This window comes from Pseudomonas sp. HMSC076A11 (assembly GCF_001810205.1).
GTDB lineage: Bacteria > Pseudomonadota > Gammaproteobacteria > Pseudomonadales > Pseudomonadaceae > Pseudomonas > Pseudomonas aeruginosa.
On record NZ_KV800287.1, the window covers coordinates 419,656 to 436,629 of the forward strand.

17 protein-coding genes and 1 pseudogene are annotated in these 16,974 nt (G+C 67.0%); 9 read left to right on the forward strand and 9 right to left on the reverse strand.

The genetic code is table 11. The features are described 5' to 3' along the window. Position 1: 1 nt before the first annotated feature. Together mucA and rpoE are read right to left on the reverse strand one after the other, a co-directional pair. Positions 2 to 585, reverse strand: a pseudogene (mucA, locus tag HMPREF2716_RS09630) (anti-sigma factor MucA). A 31-nt stretch (positions 586 to 616) separates the two neighbouring features. Beyond that, entirely contained in the window at positions 617 to 1,198 is a 582-nt protein-coding gene (gene rpoE / locus HMPREF2716_RS09635; protein ID WP_070621870.1) for an RNA polymerase sigma factor RpoE/AlgU, read from the reverse strand. A gap of 408 nt (positions 1,199 to 1,606) precedes the next feature. Between rpoE and nadB the strand changes: the two genes are divergently transcribed. Beyond that, positions 1,607 to 3,223: an L-aspartate oxidase gene (gene nadB, locus HMPREF2716_RS09640; RefSeq protein WP_003114182.1), complete on the forward strand. Its 1,617-nt coding sequence runs from the start codon at positions 1,607 to 1,609 to the stop codon at positions 3,221 to 3,223. Here the strand turns inward: nadB and HMPREF2716_RS09645 are convergent. Together HMPREF2716_RS09645 and HMPREF2716_RS09650 are read right to left on the reverse strand one after the other, a co-directional pair. Then, a complete protein-coding gene (locus HMPREF2716_RS09645; RefSeq protein ID WP_003114181.1) occupies positions 3,192 to 3,644 on the reverse strand; it encodes a protein YgfX in 453 nt (150 codons plus the stop codon). The two genes, nadB and HMPREF2716_RS09645, sit on opposite strands and share 32 nt — an antisense overlap. After that, positions 3,628 to 3,882, reverse strand: coding sequence for an FAD assembly factor SdhE (locus HMPREF2716_RS09650; protein WP_003085532.1), 255 nt, complete (start codon positions 3,880 to 3,882; stop codon positions 3,628 to 3,630). The genes HMPREF2716_RS09645 and HMPREF2716_RS09650 overlap by 17 nt, the downstream gene beginning before the upstream one ends. 272 nt (positions 3,883 to 4,154) lie before the next feature. Between HMPREF2716_RS09650 and HMPREF2716_RS09655 the strand changes: the two genes are divergently transcribed. Then, the gene (locus tag HMPREF2716_RS09655) at positions 4,155 to 5,099 is read left to right on the forward strand and encodes a CAF17-like 4Fe-4S cluster assembly/insertion protein YgfZ (protein WP_003101947.1); all 945 of its coding nucleotides are present in this window, start codon (positions 4,155 to 4,157) and stop codon (positions 5,097 to 5,099) included. 100 nt (positions 5,100 to 5,199) lie between these two features. Further along, positions 5,200 to 6,036 (forward strand): HDOD domain-containing protein, encoded by an 837-nt coding sequence (locus HMPREF2716_RS09660; protein ID WP_003085528.1) that lies wholly within the window; start codon positions 5,200 to 5,202, stop codon positions 6,034 to 6,036. 7 nt (positions 6,037 to 6,043) lie between these two features. Here the strand turns inward: HMPREF2716_RS09660 and HMPREF2716_RS09665 are convergent, their stop codons facing one another. Together HMPREF2716_RS09665 and HMPREF2716_RS09670 are read right to left on the reverse strand one after the other, a co-directional pair. Further along, entirely contained in the window at positions 6,044 to 7,426 is a 1,383-nt protein-coding gene (locus HMPREF2716_RS09665; RefSeq protein ID WP_003101943.1) for a sensor histidine kinase, read from the reverse strand. Then, a complete protein-coding gene (locus tag HMPREF2716_RS09670) occupies positions 7,419 to 8,090 on the reverse strand; it encodes a response regulator (protein ID WP_003085524.1) in 672 nt (223 codons plus the stop codon). Before HMPREF2716_RS09670 ends, HMPREF2716_RS09665 begins: the two co-directional genes overlap by 8 nt. Positions 8,091 to 8,300: 210 nt before the next feature. Here HMPREF2716_RS09670 and HMPREF2716_RS09675 point away from each other — a divergent pair, with 210 nt between their 5' ends. From HMPREF2716_RS09675 to HMPREF2716_RS09695, 5 genes are read left to right on the forward strand one after another with little or no spacing between them, the layout of a single operon-like run. Continuing rightward, on the forward strand, positions 8,301 to 9,584 hold the full coding sequence (locus HMPREF2716_RS09675) for an OprD family porin (RefSeq protein WP_070621871.1): 1,284 nt from the start codon (positions 8,301 to 8,303) through the stop codon (positions 9,582 to 9,584). Between the two features lie 29 nt (positions 9,585 to 9,613). Continuing rightward, positions 9,614 to 10,597: a tripartite tricarboxylate transporter substrate binding protein gene (locus HMPREF2716_RS09680; RefSeq protein ID WP_003085519.1), complete on the forward strand. Its 984-nt coding sequence runs from the start codon at positions 9,614 to 9,616 to the stop codon at positions 10,595 to 10,597. Between the two features lie 48 nt (positions 10,598 to 10,645). Beyond that, a complete protein-coding gene (locus HMPREF2716_RS09685; protein ID WP_003101933.1) occupies positions 10,646 to 11,116 on the forward strand; it encodes a tripartite tricarboxylate transporter TctB family protein in 471 nt (156 codons plus the stop codon). A 10-nt stretch (positions 11,117 to 11,126) separates the two neighbouring features. After that, positions 11,127 to 12,644 carry a tripartite tricarboxylate transporter permease gene (locus HMPREF2716_RS09690; protein WP_003120784.1) on the forward strand — a complete coding sequence of 506 codons (1,518 nt, stop codon included), beginning with the start codon at positions 11,127 to 11,129 and terminating at the stop codon, positions 12,642 to 12,644. Continuing rightward, positions 12,637 to 13,674 carry an AbrB family transcriptional regulator gene (locus tag HMPREF2716_RS09695; protein WP_003114172.1) on the forward strand — a complete coding sequence of 346 codons (1,038 nt, stop codon included), beginning with the start codon at positions 12,637 to 12,639 and terminating at the stop codon, positions 13,672 to 13,674. The genes HMPREF2716_RS09690 and HMPREF2716_RS09695 overlap by 8 nt, the downstream gene beginning before the upstream one ends. A 126-nt stretch (positions 13,675 to 13,800) precedes the next feature. On the opposite strand, the gene ung is transcribed toward HMPREF2716_RS09695, so the two are convergent. The 3 genes from ung to HMPREF2716_RS09710 form a co-directional block, all read right to left on the reverse strand. Beyond that, complete coding sequence (ung, locus tag HMPREF2716_RS09700) at positions 13,801 to 14,496, reverse strand: uracil-DNA glycosylase (protein WP_003106436.1); 696 nt, start codon at positions 14,494 to 14,496, stop codon at positions 13,801 to 13,803. Positions 14,497 to 14,595: 99 nt separating this feature from the next. After that, positions 14,596 to 15,417 (reverse strand): VanW family protein, encoded by an 822-nt coding sequence (locus HMPREF2716_RS09705; RefSeq protein ID WP_003114171.1) that lies wholly within the window; start codon positions 15,415 to 15,417, stop codon positions 14,596 to 14,598. Between the two features lie 56 nt (positions 15,418 to 15,473). After that, entirely contained in the window at positions 15,474 to 16,355 is an 882-nt protein-coding gene (locus HMPREF2716_RS09710; protein ID WP_003106441.1) for an AraC family transcriptional regulator, read from the reverse strand. A 132-nt stretch (positions 16,356 to 16,487) separates the two neighbouring features. On the opposite strand from HMPREF2716_RS09710, the gene HMPREF2716_RS09715 reads away from it, so the two are divergent. Further along, positions 16,488 to 16,974 (forward strand): aldehyde dehydrogenase family protein (locus tag HMPREF2716_RS09715; RefSeq protein ID WP_049304956.1); only part of this gene is annotated, 487 nt, incomplete at its 3' end.

Genomic DNA, 16,974 nt, shown 5'->3' on the forward strand with positions numbered 1-16,974 from the left:
CTCAGCGGTTTTCCAGGCTGGCTGCCCGAGCGTAGGGCAGCGCGCTCTCTGTACCACTGACGGCGGATTGTTGCACGTGCTGACGCAGGTAGATCGGCAGACGCTGCTCATGCCAGCGGGTATCGCTGGACGAGGAGTTGGTGATCACCTGCGGCGCCCCTGCTCTTCGCTGTAGCCGGCCAGCACGGCCGGGCCTTTCACCTGAGGCAGGGCGATCTGCGGGGTGGTCCCCTGTTGCGCCATCTGCGGCAGGGCGTCGTTCTGGTTGTACAGACGCACGCCGGCCAGCACCGCCAGGGTCACCGAGGCAGCGACCGCCAGGCGACCGACCATCCGCCACGGTCCCTTCTCCGCTTTCGGCGGAGCGGCCTCGTCGGCCAGGGCAGCAGAGACCGCCGCAGCGATATCCAGCTTCGGCAGGGTAGGCTCACGGTGCATGACGGACCGCGCCAGCTGGTAACGCGACCAGGTGGAACGCAGCTCGGCATCCTCGCCGCAAGCTGCGAGCACCCGCCGCAACTCGAGTTCATCCGCTTCGTTATCCATCACAGCGGACAGAGTTTCCTGCAGGGCTTCACGACTCATAGCGATACCTCTCTTGGCATTTGCCGCTGTGTCAGGCTTCTCGCAACAAAGGCTGCAGAGCTTTGTCGATTGCTTCACGAGCGCGGAAGATCCGCGACCGTACCGTCCCCACCGGACACTGCATCACGGTGGCGATATCTTCGTAACTCAAACCTTCGAACTCGCGCAGGGTCAGGGCCGTACGCAAATCCTCGGGCAACTGCTGGATGGTCTGGTGCACGGTGGCCTCGATCTCATCCCGCAACATCGCCCGTTCCGGCGACTCGATGTCCTTCAGGGCGTGGTCGCCCTCGAAGAACTCCGCATCCTCTGCGGTCACATCGCTGTCCGGTGGCCGACGCCCGCGAGCGACCAGGTGGTTCTTCGCGGTGTTGATGGCGATCCGATACAGCCAGGTATAAAAAGCACTATCGCCGCGGAAATTGCCGAGCGCACGGTATGCCTTGATGAAGGCTTCCTGCGCTACGTCCTGGGCTTCCTGGGCGTCGTGCACGAACCGCACGATCAATCCCGGTATCTTGTGCTGGTATTTCAGTACCAGCAGATCGAAAGCCCGCTTGTCTCCGCGCTGTACCCGTTCAACCAGTTGCTGATCCTGTTCCTGGGTTAGCATGAAAGCTCCTCTTCGAACCTGGAGGAGCTTCGAGCGTCCCAGCGAATCGTCTTGCCAAGATAGACTCGGGCTTCTTGCAAAAGTTCTCCCCTCCAAGCATGCGTCACGAGTTTTTTCCTCGCTCGTGACGTGCGGCCCCGGACATCGTGTCCGGGCCCCGCGAAAATGGATTGCATCGGGCTCAGGGCCCGGCCTCTGTGCCGCTGGGTAGGCCAACCGGACGAGGTCTTCAGGCATCCTGCTTTGGAACCGATGCGTCTAAGAAAGTTCCAGCACTACATCGCCCCGCTCTGATGACGCCTGCCGATGACAGGCCCGCAGCTCATCCGCCGGACCGGCAGCGGGGGTGCGCTATTGTGCCGCCAGGCCCTTCTATATACTAGGGCTCCACCACGGGGAAATGCGGGCATGAGCCAACATTATCAACACGATGTACTGGTCATCGGCAGCGGCGCCGCCGGCCTGAGTCTGGCCTTGACCCTTCCGGAACACCTGCGCATCGCCGTCCTCAGCAAGGGCGAACTGTCGCAGGGCTCGACCTACTGGGCCCAGGGCGGCGTGGCCGCCGTGCTGGACGATACCGACACCGTGGAATCCCACGTCGAGGACACCCTGGTCGCCGGTGGCGGCCTGTGCCGCGAGGATGCGGTGCGCTTCACCGTGGAGCATAGCCGCGAAGCGATCCAGTGGCTGATCGAACAGGGGGTGCCCTTCACCCGCGACGAGCAGCACAACCACGAGGAAGGCAGCTTCGAATACCACCTGACCCGCGAAGGCGGGCACAGCCACCGGCGCATCATCCATGCCGCCGACGCCACCGGCGCCGCGATCTTCAATACCTTGCTGGCCCAGGCCCGGCGGCGACCGAACATCGAGTTGCTGTCGCAGCGGGTGGCGGTCGACCTGATCACCGAGCGCAAGCTAGGCCTGCCGAGCAAGCGCTGCCTGGGCGCCTACGTGCTGAATCGGGAAAGCGGCGAAGTCGATACCTTCCGTGCCCGCTTCAGCGTGCTGGCCTCCGGTGGCGCGAGCAAGGTCTACCTTTATACCAGCAATCCCGACGGCAACTCCGGCGACGGCATCGCCATGGCCTGGCGCGCCGGCTGCCGGGTCGGCAACCTGGAGTTCAACCAGTTCCACCCGACCTGCCTGTACCACCCGCAGGCCAAGAGTTTCCTCATCACCGAGGCATTGCGCGGCGAAGGCGCCCTGCTCCGCCTGCCCAATGGCGAGCGTTTCATGCCGCGCTTCGACCCGCGTGGCGAACTGGCGCCCCGGGACATCGTGGCCCGCGCCATCGACCATGAAATGAAGCGCCTGGGGATCGACTGTGTCTACCTGGACATCAGCCACAAGCCGGCCGAGTTCATCAAGGCGCACTTCCCCACCGTCTACGAGCGCTGCCTGGACTTCGGCATCGACATTACCCAGCAACCGATCCCGGTAGTGCCGGCCGCTCACTATACCTGCGGCGGCGTGCTCGTCGACCAGCACGGGCATACCGACGTGCCGGGCCTCTACGCCATCGGCGAAACCACCTTCACCGGCCTGCACGGCGCCAACCGCATGGCCAGCAATTCGCTGCTGGAATGCTTCGTCTATGCCCGCTCTGCCGCCGCCGACATGCTCCAGCGCCTGCCCGGCACGCCCGTGCCGGAAAGCCTGCCGAGCTGGGACGCCAGCCAGGTCACCGACTCCGACGAGGACGTGATCATCGCGCACAACTGGGACGAACTGCGGCGTTTCATGTGGGACTACGTCGGTATCGTGCGCACCAACAAGCGCCTGCAGCGCGCCCAGCACCGGGTACGCCTGCTGCTCAGCGAGATCGACGAGTTCTACAGCAACTACAAGGTCAGCCGCGACCTGATCGAGTTGCGCAACCTGGCACTGGTCGCCGAACTGATCATCCGCTCGGCCATGCAGCGCCGCGAAAGCCGGGGCCTGCACTACACGCTGGATTATCCGGACCTGCTGCCCGAAGCCCGCGACACTATCCTGGTGCCGCCCATCTACGGCGACTGAAGCGCAGGCGGACACGCAGGCGCCGATGGCTGTCGGCGCCCAATGCATCGGCCGGGATACAGCAGCCAAGGATGCGCCAGCGGCCCGGCAGGCGCACGCGCAGTACGATCAGCCAGGGCAACGCCAGGCTGTCAGGGCGCAATTGCACCGCTTGCCAGCCGCTTCCGGCGCTCCACAGCTGCCAGCCCCGCTCGTCATGGCGCACGCCGCGGAAGGCCCGCGAGCCGCGCAGCAGTACCTGGCGGTACAGCCCCCAGGCACCGTAGGCCAGGCAGACCAGCGCAAGCGGCGGCTTCAGCCAGACCGGCAGCGCCGCCAGCAGGATCGACAGCAGCGCCAGGGCCCACAGTGCCAGGCTCGCCGCCAGCAGGATCGGAGAGACCCGCCAGCGGCATTCGAACGGCTCAATCCGGCTGGACACGGTCCAGGATCATCCGCACCATCCGCCGCAGGTCGGCGTCTTCCGGCTCGCCGCGCTGCATGAACCAACCGAACATGTCCTGGTCCTCGCACTCCAGCAGCTTGCGGAAGCGCGCCTGGTCCTCGGCGTCCAGGCCCGGGTAAACCTCCTGCACGAAAGGCACCAGCAGCACATCCAGTTCCAGCATGCCGCGACGGCTGTGCCAGTAGAGTCGTTTCAGTTCGGTTTCATCTGCCATGTTCGGGCTCCTCGAAAACGCCCGGCATTATAGGGCGGTTGCGCTCGAATGGCGCGGCCCGATGACGAGGCGTCGCTCCGCCGGCGTCCGCCCTTGGTCGTATTGCCCGGCAAACCAAGGGTATCCACGCGGGACGCAGGCCCATGCCGACGGCGGCCTCGGAAGTGTCCGACAACCGCCAAGGCGGATGCGCCAGGCATTCTTGCCCGCTGACAAGCCTCGGACCGAGTTCTATGATGACGGTCCTGACTGACTGACCGCGCAGCATCGCAATGGCCGACCCCGCTTTCCACACCCCGCTAGTCCATGAAGGCATCCTCGCCGTCCGCGGCCCTGACGCCGCCAAGTTCCTCCAGGGCCAGCTGACCTGCAACCTCGCCTACCTCAACGACGAGACCTCCAGCCTCGGCGGCCGCTGCAACATCAAGGGCCGCCTGCTATCGAGCTTCCGCATCCTGCCCGAGGGCGACGGCCTGCTGCTGGCGATGGCCGGCGAGCTGCTCGAGGCCCAGTTGGCGGACCTGAAGAAATACGCCGTATTCTCCAAGGCCAGCCTTGCCGACGAGAGCGCAGCCTGGCTCCGCATAGGCTTGCGCGACGCCAGCGAGGCACTGCGCGCCCTGGGGATAGACACCCCGGCGGAGAGCGGCAGGATCGCCCGCCACGGCGACCTGCTCGCCGTCGCCCTGGGCGACGCCCGCGTCGAGCTATGGGTTCCGGCGCAACGCGCCGAGGCGGTGCTTGCCACGCTCCGCGAGCACAGCCGCGAGGCGCCGCTCGACGATTGGCTGCTCGGCCAGGTGCGCGCAGGCATCGGCCAGGTGTTCGGCGCTACCCGCGAGCTGTTCATCCCACAGATGATCAACCTGCAGGCGGTCGGCGGGGTCAGCTTCAAGAAGGGCTGCTATACCGGCCAGGAAATCGTCGCCCGCATGCAGTATCTCGGCCGCCTCAAGCGCCGCCTGTATCGCCTGGCGCTGGACGCAGACGAGGTGCCGGCGCCCGGCACCGGGCTGTTCTCGCCAGTCCATTCCACCAGCGTCGGCGAAGTGGTACTGGCCGCCCGTACGCCGGAGAACAGCGTGGAATTGCTCGCCGTGCTGCAGGACGACGCCGTCGCCGACGGCCGGATCAGCCTCGGAAGCGCCGAAGGAGCGCCGCTCGTCCTCCTCAATCTGCCTTACACGCTGGACAGCGACCGCGAAATCCAGCGCTGACCGTAAACTGTGCCTCGCCGTCCGCGGACGGCCCGCCAGTATTCCCATGGCCGGTGCACGTACAGCGTGCTCCGGCCATTGCGTTTTCAAAGGAAATGCCATGAGCAAGCTTGCCGACAAAGTCCAACAGGACCTGATCCGCGCCATCGATCAGGATGAACTGGTGCTGCCGACCCTGCCCGAAGTGGCCCTGCAGGTCCGCGAGGCGGCGGAGGACCCGGATGTCAGCATCCAGGCCCTGAGCAAGGTGATCGGCAACGACGCGGCGCTGACCGCGCGCATCATCCGCGTGGTGAACAGTCCGCTGCTGCGCAGCCCGAAGGAAATCACCGACCTGCAGATGGCGATCAGCCGGTTGGGCATCAACTACACCTGCAACCTGGCCACCGGCCTGGCCATGGAGCAGATGTTCCAGGCCACCACCGACGTGGTCGACCGCAAGATGCGCGAAGTCTGGAACAAGAGCACCGAGATCGCCGGCATCTGCCACGTGCTGGCCCGTCACTACACCCGCCTGGCGCCGGACCAGGCGACCCTGGCCGGGCTGGTGCACCAGATCGGCGTGCTGCCGATCCTCACCTACGCCGAGGATCACAACGAGCTGCTGTCGGACTCCATCAGCCTGAGCCACGTGATCGAGCGCATCCATCCGCTGATCGGCGAGCGCATCCTCAAGGCCTGGGATTTCCCCGCGCCGATCGCCGAGGTCCCGCGCCAGCACCTGGACTTCACCCGCAACTCGCCGCGCGCCGACTATACCGACCTGGTCCAGGTCGCCACCCTGCAGAGCTACCTTGGCAGCGAGCATCCCTATACCCGCCTGGACTGGAGCCAGATCCCGGCGTTCGCCAAGCTCGGCCTCGAGCCGACCGTCGACATGAAGGAAGACGAGGACCTCTCCAGCGCCCTGGAAGCCGCCACCAGCATGCTGCAATAGGCCCGCTCTACTCCGCCGGGAAGCGCACCCGCACCAGCAAGCCACCCAGTTCGCCCTGGTCGAGCTGGATCTGCGCCCGGTGCGCCCGGCAGACCTCGCCGACGATCGCCAGCCCCAGGCCGCTGCCGGGGCTGTCGCCGCGCCGGTAGAAGCGCTGGAAGACCCGCTCGCGGTCGGCGGCGGGAATTCCCGGACCATCGTCTTCCACTTCCAGCACGCCCCCCTCCAGCACCCTGAGGATCACGTTGCCGCCCTGCGGGGTGTGCGCCAGCGCGTTGTCCAGGAGGTTGCTGAGCAATTCGTTGAGCAGCGTCGGTTCACCCTGGATCCACACCGGCCCGGCGCTTTCCAGCGCCAGCGAGGCTCCCCGCGCATAGGCCAGCGGCGCCAGCGCCAGGCCCAGCTCCCGGGCCAGGGCGGTCAGGTCGATACGCTCGGCGCCACCCTCGGCGATGGCCTGGGCGCCGCTTTCGATGCGCGCCAGGGAGAGCAGCTGGTTGGCCAGGTGGATCAGGCGGTCGGTGTTCTTCGCCGTGGTCTCCAGGGTCGAACGCCAGGCTTCCGGCTCCTGCTCGCGCAGGCCCAGTTCCAGGCGCGCCTTGAGCGCCGCCAGCGGGGTGCGCAACTCGTGGGCGGCATCGGCGATGAACTGCGACTGCCGCTCGAACAGGCTGCGCAGGCGCTGGGTGAAGTGGTTCAGCGACTCCACCAGCGGCCGCAATTCATGCTGGACCTCGAGCATCGGCAACGGCCGCAGGTCGTCCGGCTGGCGCTCTTCCACCTCGCGGCGCAGGCGATCCAGCGGACGCAGCGCGGCGCTCACCGCCAGCCACACCAGCACCAGCGCGCCGACGCCGAGGACGCCCAGGCGCAACAGGGTATCGGTCATCAGGCTGCGCGCCATGCGCTCGCGGGCGCCTTCGGTCTCGGCCACGCGGATCTCCGCCATGCCGCTCATGCTCGGTTCGCTGACCGGCTGCAGCAGGCTCACCACGCGAACGTCGACGCCCTGGTAGACGCCGTCGTAGAACTTGGCCAGGGCCGGGTAGTCGTCGGTGCGCAGGGTATCGGCGGGTGCCGCCGGAAGATTCTCGTAGCCGGAGATCATCCGTCCGTGGATGTCGTTGACCTGGTAGAAGATCCGCCCGGCGCTGTCGTAGGCGAAGGTATCCAGTGCCACGTAGGGGACGTCGGCGCGCAGGGTGCCGTCCTTCTCGTAGAGCCCGTCGGCGATCGCCCGCGCCGAGGCCAGCAAGGTCCGGTCGTAGGCGGTGTCGGCCACCTCGCGACCGTTCCAGTAGGCGCTCAGGCCGCTCGCCAGGAGCACCAGCAGCAGGAGCAGGGCCAGCCACAGCAGCAGCCTTCCGCGCAGGCTGCCGGCATCAGTCACCCTGCGCCTCCAGCAGGTAGCCGAGGCCGCGGAAGGTGACGATGCGCACGGCGCCGCCTTCCAGCTTCTTGCGCAGGCGGTGGACGTAGATCTCGATGGCGTCGGCGCTGGCCTCCTCGTCCAGGCCGAAGACCTGGGCGGCCAGTTGCTCCTTGCTCATCACCCGCCCCGGACGGGCGATCATCGCTTCCAGCACCGCCTGTTCCCGCGAGGTCAGGGTCAGCGGCTGCTCGTCGAGGCTGAAGCGCCGGGTGCCGAGGTCGTAGACCAGGGCGCCGCAGCGCTGCAACTGTTCGCCACCGAGCACGCTGCGGCGCAGCAGGGCCTTGACCCGCGCCTCCAGCTCGGACAGTTCGAAAGGCTTTGCCAGGTAGTCGTCGGCGCCGAGATTGAGGCCGTGCACCCGGTCCTTCACCTCGCCGCGCGCAGTCAGCATCAGCACCGGCAGGGTCTTGCCGCGCCCGCGCAGGCGCGCCAGCACCTCGAAGCCGTCCATCCGCGGCAGGCCGACGTCGAGGATCGCCAGGGCGTACTCCTCGCTGGCCAGAGCCAGGTCGGCGGCCACCCCGTCCTGCAGCAGGTCTACCGTCCAGCCGGCGCCCTTGAGCGCCTGGACCACGCTTTCGGCGAGCTGCGGATGATCTTCCACCAGAAGGATGCGCATGGACGGTTCTCCACCACCGGATGAGGGCACAAGAGGCGAAGTGTACCGGGGAAAACCCTCCGGTAAATGGCTTCTCTGCCACCGGGGATTGCTGAAAGCCTGGCGAAAGCTTGGCGCCTTAGGATCAGTCGATGGACGGCGCAGATCGTCCGCCAAAACGCCTTGCAGCGTGGTGCTCGGCGTACAAGAACAAGAATCGGAGACCACTGCATGTCGACTTCCCTGCCGCAGGCCGCAAGGTCTGTACGTTCGTCCCGCAGCACCACCCTGACCACCACCGCCGTCGTGCTCGCCAGCATCGCGCCCCTGGGCAACGCCGCCGGCTTCCTCGAAGACAGCAAGGCCAGCCTGGAAACCCGCAACTTCTACATGAACCGCGACTTCCGCGACGGCCCCGGCCAGTCCAAGCGCGAGGAGTGGGCGCAAGGCTTCATCCTCAACCTGCAGTCCGGCTACACCCAGGGCACCGTCGGCTTCGGCCTCGACGCCATGGGCATGCTCGGCGTCAAGCTCGACTCCGGCCGCGGCCGCAGCGGTACCGGACTGCTGCCGAAGGATTCCGACGGCCGCGCGCCGGACACCTACTCGAAACTGGGCCTGACCGCCAAGGTCAAGGCCTCGCAGAGCGAGCTGAAGGTCGGCACGCTGATTCCGAAGTTGCCATCGGTACAACCGAACAACGGGCGGATCTTCCCGCAGATATTCGAAGGCGCGCTGCTCACCTCGAAGGAGATCAAGGACCTCGGCTTCACCGCCGGGCGCCTGGAAAAGACCAAGATCCGCGACTCCAGCGACTCCGAGGACCTCGCGCTGAACGACAAGAACGGCCGCTTCGCCGGGGTCAGCGCCGATCACTTCGACCTCGGCGGACTGGACTACAAGCTCACCGACCAACTCACCGCCAGCTATCACTACAGCAACCTGCAGGACGTCTACCGCCAGCACTTCGTCGGCCTGCTGCACAGCTGGCCGATCGGTCCCGGCGAACTGACCAGCGACCTGCGCTTCGCCCGCAGCACCGACAGCGGCTCGGCCAAGGCCGGCGGCATCGACAACAAGTCGCTCAACGGCATGTTCACCTACAGCCTTGGCAACCATGCCTTCGGCGCGGCCTGGCAGCGAATGAACGGCGACGACGCCTTCCCCTACCTGGAAGGCAGCAACCCGTACCTGGTCAACTTCGTCCAGGTCAACGACTTCGCCGGCCCCAAGGAGCGCTCCTGGCAACTGCGCTACGACTACGACTTCGTCGGCCTCGGCATTCCCGGCCTGACCTTCATGACCCGCTACGTCAAGGGCGACAATGTCGAACTCGCCGGGCAGCGCGGCGAAGGCCGCGAATGGGAACGCAACACCGAACTGCAGTACGTGTTCCAGAGCGGCGCGCTGAAGAACCTCGGAATCCGCTGGCGCAACGCGACCTTCCGTTCCAATTTCACCCGCGACATCGATGAGAACCGCCTGATCGTCAGCTATACCCTGCCGATCTGGTAAGCCAGAACAAGAACTCCACAGGAGCACCGATGATGATGAAACTGTCTTTTCGTCCCCTCGCCTTGGTTGCCGCCGGCCTGCTGCTGGCCGGCGCCGCCGTGGCCGAACCCAAGCGTCCCGAATGCATCGCCCCGGCGTCCCCCGGCGGCGGTTTCGACCTCACCTGCAAGCTGGCGCAGAGCGCCCTGGTCGAGGCCAAGCTGCTGAGCAAGCCGATGCGCGTCACCTACATGCCCGGCGGCGTCGGCGCGGTCGCCTATAACGCGGTGGTCGCCCAACGCCCGGGCGACGCCGGCACCATCACCGCCTTCTCCAGCGGCTCGCTGCTGAACCTGGCCCAGGGCAAGTTCGGCCGCTTCGACGAGAACGCGGTGAAATGGCTGGCCGCCATCGGCACCAGCTACGGCGCCATCGCGGTGCGCACCGACTCGCCCTACAAGAACCTCGACGACCTGGTGAAGGCGCTCAAGGCCGACCCGAGCAAGGTGGTGATCGGCTCCGGCGGCACCGTCGGCAGCCAGGACTGGATGCAGACCGCGCTGATCGCCAAGGCCGCCGGGATCAATCCGCGCGACCTGCGCTACGTGGCCCTGGAAGGCGGCGGCGAGATCGCCACCGCGCTGCTCGGCGGGCACATCCAGGTCGGCAGCACCGACATTTCCGACTCCATGCCGCACATCCTCAGCGGCGACATGCGCCTGCTCGCGGTGTTCTCCGAAGAACGCCTGCCAGAGGCGGCGATGGCCAACATCCCCACCGCCAAGGAACAGGGCTACGACATCGTCTGGCCGGTGGTTCGCGGGTTCTACCTCGGGCCGAAGGTCAGCGACGAAGACTACGCCTGGTGGAAGAACGCCTTCGACCAACTGCTGGCCTCCGAGGACTTCGCCAAGCTGCGCGACCAGCGCGAGCTGTTCCCCTTCGCCATGACCGGCGAGGAACTCGACGGCTACGTGAAGCAGCAGGTCCAGCAGTACAAGCAACTGGCCAAGGACTTCGGCCTGATCCAGTAAGCCAGCCCGCGCGCGGCCGGACCCCGGCCGCGCCACGAGGATCGTCCCATGACCCGTTCCAACCTGTACCAGCGCCTGTTCGCCGGGCTCTGGCTGCTCGCCTGCGTCGGCCTGGCGGTCGCCGGCTGGCGTTACCAGGCGCCGTTTTCCTACGAACCGGTCGGCCCGCGCGCCTACCCGCTGCTCTGCCTGGCGCTGATGGGCGCCGGCCTGGCGTGGCTGATCGCGCGGCCGACGCCGATCCGCCACGCCGAGGACGAACAACCGCTGGGCGGCGCCGTGCTGCTCAAGGTGCTCGCCTGCATCGCCCTGCTGCTGGTGTTCGCCGGCCTGTTCGAAACGCTCGGCTTCATCCTCAGCGCCGCCCTGGTCGGCTCCTGCATGGCCATTCTCTACGGCGCCCGGCCAATCCCTGCGGTGGTCACCGCGAGCCTGCTCGGGATCGGCCTCTACTGGCTGTTCGACCGCGCCCTGGACGTCCCGCTGCCGCTGGGCGTTCTCGACTTCCTGCCGCTGTGAGGACTTCGTGATGGAAACCTTGAACTACCTCGGCCAGGGCTTCGGCGTCGCGATGACGCCGACCAACCTGATCACCGCGCTGATCGGCACCCTGATCGGCACCATCGTAGGCCTGCTGCCAGGCCTCGGTCCGATCAACGGCGTGGCACTGCTGATCCCGGTGGCCTTCGCCCTCGGCCTGCCGCCGGAAACCGCGCTGATCCTGCTCGCCGCCGTATACCTGGGCTGCGAATACGGCGGGCGGATCAGCTCGATCCTGCTCAACATCCCCGGCGAAGCCTCGACCGTGATGACCACCCTCGACGGCTACCCGATGGCACGCAAGGGCCTGGCCGGCGTGGCCCTGTCGCTGTCGGCCTGGAGTTCGTTCATTGGCGCTTTCATCGCCACCTGCGGGATGGTCCTGTTCGCCCCGCTGCTGGCCAAGTGGGCGATCGCCTTCGGTCCGGCGGAATATTTCGTGCTGATGGTGTTCGCCATCGTCTGCCTCGGCGGGATGGCCGGCGACCGCCCGCTGAAGACCCTGCTGGCGGCGCTGCTCGGGCTGTTCCTGTCGAGCGTCGGGATCGACGCCAACAGCGGCGTGTACCGCTTCACCGGGGACAGCATCCACCTCGCCGACGGCATCCAGTTCGTGGTCCTGGTGCTGGGCCTGTTCTCGGTCAGCGAGATCCTCCTGCTGCTGGAGAAGACCCACCACGGCCAGGAGGCGGTGAAAGCCACCGGACGCATGCTGTTCAACTTCAAGGAGGCCGCCAGCGTATTCCTGGTCAACCTGCGCTGCGGTCTGCTCGGTTTCGTCATGGGCGTACTGCCCGGCGCCGGCGCGACCCTGGCAAGCGCGGTGGCCTATATGACCGAGAAGAAGCTGGCCGGTGCCAAGGGCGAGTTCGGCAAGGGCGACATGCGCGGCCTGGCCGCTCCCGAGACCGCCATCGGCGCCTCCGCCTGCGGCGCCATGGTGCCGATGCTGACCCTCGGCGTGCCCGGCTCGGGTACCACTGCGGTGATGATCGGCGCCCTGACCCTGTACAACATCACTCCCGGCCCGCTGCTGTTCCAGCAGCAACCGGACATCGTCTGGGGCCTGATCGCCTCGCTGTTCATCGCCAACGTCATGCTGATCATCCTCAACGTGCCGATGGTCCGCGTATTCACCCGCATCCTCGCGGTGCCGAACTGGGCCCTGGTGCCGGCCATCGCGATCATCACCGGGATCGGCGTGTACGGCGTGCATGCGACCACCTTCGACCTGTTCCTGATGGTCGGCATCGGCGTGATCGGCTATATCCTGCGCAAGCTCGACTTCCCGCTCTCGCCGCTGCTGCTGGGCTTCATCCTCGGTGGACTGATGGAGCAGAACCTACGCCGCGCGCTGTCGATCTCCAACGGTGAACTGGGCATCCTCTGGTCGAGCCCGATCAGCCTGGTAACCTGGGCGCTGGTGGTGGTAATGCTGCTGTTGCCGCTGGTCCGCGCCTGGCGCCGCCGCGCGGCCCGTCGCGCGACGGGGCTGGCCGATGCCTGAGCGCGTCACCTGGAGGCTGTACTGGGCGACGCCGCTGGTGGGCGCCCTTGGCGGCTGGCTGGCAAGCCTGGTCGGCTGGCCGCTGCCGTGGATGATCGGCTCGCTGCTTGCGGTGATGCTGGTGCGTTGCCTGGCCGACCTGCCGCTGGCCGAAGTGCCGGGGGCACGCAAGTGCGGGCAATGGATCGTCGGCATCGGCATCGGCCTGCACTTCACCCCGGCAGTGATCGAGCAAGTGCTGGCGCATAGCGTGATCATCGTCTTCGGCGCCGTGGCCACCACGCTTTCCAGCGTGCTGGCGATCGCCTTCATGCGCCGCAGCGGCGAGGACCGCGCCACCGCGTTCTTCGCCAGCATGCCCGGTGGTGCCAGCGAGATGGTCAACCTCGGGCAGCGCCACGGCGCGGTGCTCAGCCGCGTCGCCGCAGCGCAGAGCCTGCGCCTGTTGCTGGTAGTGCTGCTGGTGCCGGCGGCGTTCCAGTACCTGCTCGGCGGCGGCCAGCCAGGCCCGCACCAGGCCGCGCCGGTGGACTGGCACTGGCTGGCCCTGCTGTTCCCGGCCGGGGCGCTGGTCGCGCTGGGCTGGCAGAAGTTGCGCCAACCCAATCCCTGGCTGCTCGGCCCGCTGTTGCTGGCGGCCGGCGTCAGCCTCGGCTTCGACCTGCATATCGGCCTGCCGGCCGGTTCCAGCGGCGTCGGCCAATGGCTGATCGGCAGCGCCCTGGGTTGCCATTTCAACCGCAGTTTCTTCCGCAGCGCTCCAGCCTTCGTCAGTCGTACCCTGGTCTGCACGCTGTGGATGATGTTCGCCGCGGCGCTCGCCGCCGAGTTGCTCGGCTGGCTGACCACCCTCGACCACCAGTCGCTGATGCTCGGCATGATGCCCGGCGGCATCGCCGAGCTGAGCCTGACCGCCGAAGCCTTGCAGCTCTCGGTGCCGCTGGTCACCGCCTTGCAGGTACTGAGGCTATTGCTGGTGCTGTTCCTCGCCGAGCCGTGCTTCCGCTACTGGAGGAAGCGCGCCGGCTGATCGAGCCACGCCGCCACACTGGATGTGTGGCGTTTTCCAGCCCGCCTCGTGCGGGCTTTTTTTTCCGGGCGCGGTCAGAGGCACACAGCGGCGCCCACCATGTGAAGAGCTGGGCGACAGCGGCCTTCAGAGGTCCGGCAGCGACCAGTCGATAGGCGTCTTGCCGTTCTGCTCGAGGAACTTGTTGGTGCGGCTGAAGTGGCCGTTGCCGAGGAAACCGCGGTAGGCCGACAACGGCGACGGGTGCGCCGACTTGAGAATCAGGTGGCGCTGCGGGTCGATCAGCTTCTGCTTGCTCTGCGCGTGGCTGCCCCAGAGCAGGAACACCAGGCGCTCGCAACGCTCGTTGACCACCTCGATGACGCGGTCGGTGAACGGCTGCCAGCCGGCATTGGCGTGGGAGCCGGCCTTGGCCTGCTCGACGGTCAGGGAGGTATTGAGCAACAGCACGCCCTGCTCCGCCCAGCGCTGCAGGTAGCCGTTGTTGGGAATCGGGATGTTCAGGTCGCGGTTGAGTTCCTTGTAGATGTTCTGCAAGGACGGCGGCGTCGGCACGCCGGGCTGCACCGAGAAGCACAGGCCGTGGGCCTGGCCTGGTCCGTGGTAGGGATCCTGGCCGATGATCACCACCTTGACGTTCTCCAGCGGCGTGGTGTTCAGCGCGTTGAAGATCAATGGCCCGGGCGGAAAGATCACCTTGCCGGCGGCCTTCTCCTGGCGCAGGAACTCGCCCAGTTGCTTCATGTAGGGCTTGTCGAATTCCTCGCGCAGCGCTTCCTTCCAACTCGCCTCGAGCTTGATGCGGTCGTCGTTATCGGTCATGGAACCCCCTGTCTCGGTACTGAAAAAGTCGTCCGGCCTTTTTCAGAAGGTCGCCGACAGCCTGTGGCCGCGGAACCGTAGAAAAGCCCGCCGCGCTTGTCAATCTCGGGACAGGCGGGCCTCTTCCACCGGATACTTCACGCGCACCCGGTTGCGGTACAGGCACTCGCTGGCCAGCAGGGTGCCGGCCTGGCCCTTTTCCCGGATGTCGCGCCAGATCTCGTTGAGCCTCAGCACCGCATCGCCGTCGCGGACAAAGCGCTGGGCCCTCTCATAGACGTGGTAGCGCACAGGGCGCGGCGCGCTGCACAGCAGTTCGCCTTCCAGTTGGTGGGCGGCGATATGGAAGCGCAGCTGGAAGGTATCCGCCGTCGGATTGTGCAGCACCAGGTCGATGAAGTTGTAGAAGATCGCCGCGCCCGAGCCGAACGGCAGGATCCGTCCCTCGTCGGGAAACGGGTCGAAGCTGTGGTTGGCCCGCTCCACCACGCGCAGCGGGGAATGCAGGGCCATCCAGTGGATCAGGTTGCTCAGTTGGCAGATGCCGCCGCCGATTCCGCTGCGCGCCTCGCCGAAGGACAACTCCATACCTTCGACGAAGCCACGCCGGGCGCTGGGCCGACCGACCAGCCGGCAGAACGAGAAGTACTCGCCGGGGCCGATGCTCACGCCGTTCATGCAGTCCACCGCCAGGCGCAGGTTGACCACCTTGTTGCGTTGCAGGGCGAGGTCGCTGTCGCCGAGGCGGCGGATCAACTTCGAGGTGTGCTTGATGTAGCGGTACGGCAGGCGCTCGTCGACCGATGGCAACCGCACGTAGCGACGGCCGCCAAGACGCCAGCGGCAGTGCCGCCAGAGACGTCGTTGCCAGACCCGCAGCCAGTAGAGCCAGGGGTGGTAGAGCGATAGGGGTTTGCGCATCGACGATCCTTGTCGGTCTCGGCCCACGGGCAGGATGCAGCATTATGCCCGGAGCACTAGCCCTGGTGCAGCGCCCGGTAGTGACTGGGCGCCATGCCCACCACCTTGCGGAACAGCCGCGAGAAGTAATAGGGATCGGCGTAGCCGAGCTGCTCGGCGATCTGCCGCACCTCCAGCGCGCCCTCGTCGAGCAGGCGGCAGGCATGGGCCATCTTCATCTGGATGAAATCCTGGATCGGCGCCTGGCCGGTCAGGGCGCGATAGGTCTTGGCGAAATGGAAGCGCGACAGCTTGAACTGCGCCGCCAGCTCGTCGAGGTTGAGGCTGTCGTGCAGGTGCGCGCGCATCAGCGCCTGCACCGCGTCGATGTCCAGCACCCGTCCGGATTTCAGGCTGGCCCGCGCCGGACGCACCGCCAGCGAGGTGAGCAGGCCCTGCAACAGGTGCGCGGCATGGATGAAGTGCGGCAGGCTGAGGCCCTGGCGACGCAGCGCCAGCAGCGCATCGAACTCCGCCAGCAGGCGCGGCTGCATGCCCAGGCGCAGGCGCGGGGCGCTGCCCAGCGGACGCAGGAAATCCTCCGCCAGTCCGCCTTCGAAATGTACCCAGTAGATGCTCCAGGGCCGCTGCGAGTCGGCGCCGTAGGCATGTTCCCGGCCCTTGGGCAGGACCAGCAGGTCGCCGCCGCCGACCTCGACGCGCTCGCCGGCACACTCCAGCCAGCCGCGTCCGGCCCGGCAGTAGATCAACAGGTTGTCGTCCGGCGCGCGCCGCTGCATGTGGTGGCCATGCGCCTCCGGATAGTAACCGAGGGCCAGCGGGTAGCAGGCCTGGCCGAGCGGATGGCGGGCCAGGGCGCGACGCAGGCGGGGCGGCGTGATGAAACGCACACCCTGGTTGGGCAGGGGCCAGGCGGAGGTCTGTACGGAACGCTTCACGGCGACGCGACTCGGTAGTCTGAATCCCAAGATCGTCCATCCCTTGCGCAAGATCGTCAATCCACAGGCGGCTTGCGGCCGGCTATAACGACTCAAAACAACATCCCGGTCCACCGGGAAGCGGAGGCGACGATGGCCAAGGCAATCCCCCAGCTGATCGACGGCGAATGGCGCGGCAGCCGTTCCCGCGAGCTGGTCGAAGTCACCGATCCGGCGACCCAGGACGTCCTCGCGCTGGCGCCGAAGGCCACCGCCGACGAGATCGAGCAGGCCATCGCCAGCGCCCAGCGCGCCTTCGAGACCTGGCGCGAAGTCCCGGCTCCCGAGCGAGCGCGGTTGATGCTGCGCTACCAGCACCTGCTCAAGGAACACCACGACGAACTCGGCGAACTGCTGGCCCGGGAGACCGGCAAGAACCTCGCCGATGCCAAGGGCGACGTGTGGCGCGGCATCGAGGTGGTCGAACACGCCGCCAACGTGGCCAGCCTGATGATGGGCGAGACGGTGGAAAACGTCGCCCGCGAGATCGACACCGCCAGTTGGATCCAGCCCCTCGGCGTGTGCGCCGGGATCACCCCGTTCAATTTCCCGGCGATGATCCCGCTGTGGATGTTCCCGC

Excerpts from the sequence above, each read along its gene's own strand:
- HMPREF2716_RS09660 (WP_003085528.1), top strand. The coding sequence starts at position 5,200 with ATGAGCAAGCTTGCCGACAAAGTCCAACAGGACCTGATCCGCGCCATC.
- ung (WP_003106436.1), bottom strand. The coding sequence starts at position 14,496 with ATGACCGATAACGACGACCGCATCAAGCTCGAGGCGAGTTGGAAGGAA.
- HMPREF2716_RS09675 (WP_070621871.1), top strand. The coding sequence starts at position 8,301 with ATGTCGACTTCCCTGCCGCAGGCCGCAAGGTCTGTACGTTCGTCCCGC.
- HMPREF2716_RS09705 (WP_003114171.1), bottom strand. The coding sequence starts at position 15,417 with ATGCGCAAACCCCTATCGCTCTACCACCCCTGGCTCTACTGGCTGCGG.
- HMPREF2716_RS09670 (WP_003085524.1), bottom strand. The coding sequence starts at position 8,090 with ATGCGCATCCTTCTGGTGGAAGATCATCCGCAGCTCGCCGAAAGCGTG.
- HMPREF2716_RS09685 (WP_003101933.1), top strand. The coding sequence starts at position 10,646 with ATGACCCGTTCCAACCTGTACCAGCGCCTGTTCGCCGGGCTCTGGCTG.
- HMPREF2716_RS09695 (WP_003114172.1), top strand. The coding sequence starts at position 12,637 with ATGCCTGAGCGCGTCACCTGGAGGCTGTACTGGGCGACGCCGCTGGTG.
- rpoE (WP_070621870.1), bottom strand. The coding sequence starts at position 1,198 with ATGCTAACCCAGGAACAGGATCAGCAACTGGTTGAACGGGTACAGCGC.
- HMPREF2716_RS09655 (WP_003101947.1), top strand. The coding sequence starts at position 4,155 with ATGGCCGACCCCGCTTTCCACACCCCGCTAGTCCATGAAGGCATCCTC.
- HMPREF2716_RS09690 (WP_003120784.1), top strand. The coding sequence starts at position 11,127 with ATGGAAACCTTGAACTACCTCGGCCAGGGCTTCGGCGTCGCGATGACG.
- nadB (WP_003114182.1), top strand. The coding sequence starts at position 1,607 with ATGAGCCAACATTATCAACACGATGTACTGGTCATCGGCAGCGGCGCC.
- HMPREF2716_RS09650 (WP_003085532.1), bottom strand. The coding sequence starts at position 3,882 with ATGGCAGATGAAACCGAACTGAAACGACTCTACTGGCACAGCCGTCGC.
- HMPREF2716_RS09680 (WP_003085519.1), top strand. The coding sequence starts at position 9,614 with ATGATGATGAAACTGTCTTTTCGTCCCCTCGCCTTGGTTGCCGCCGGC.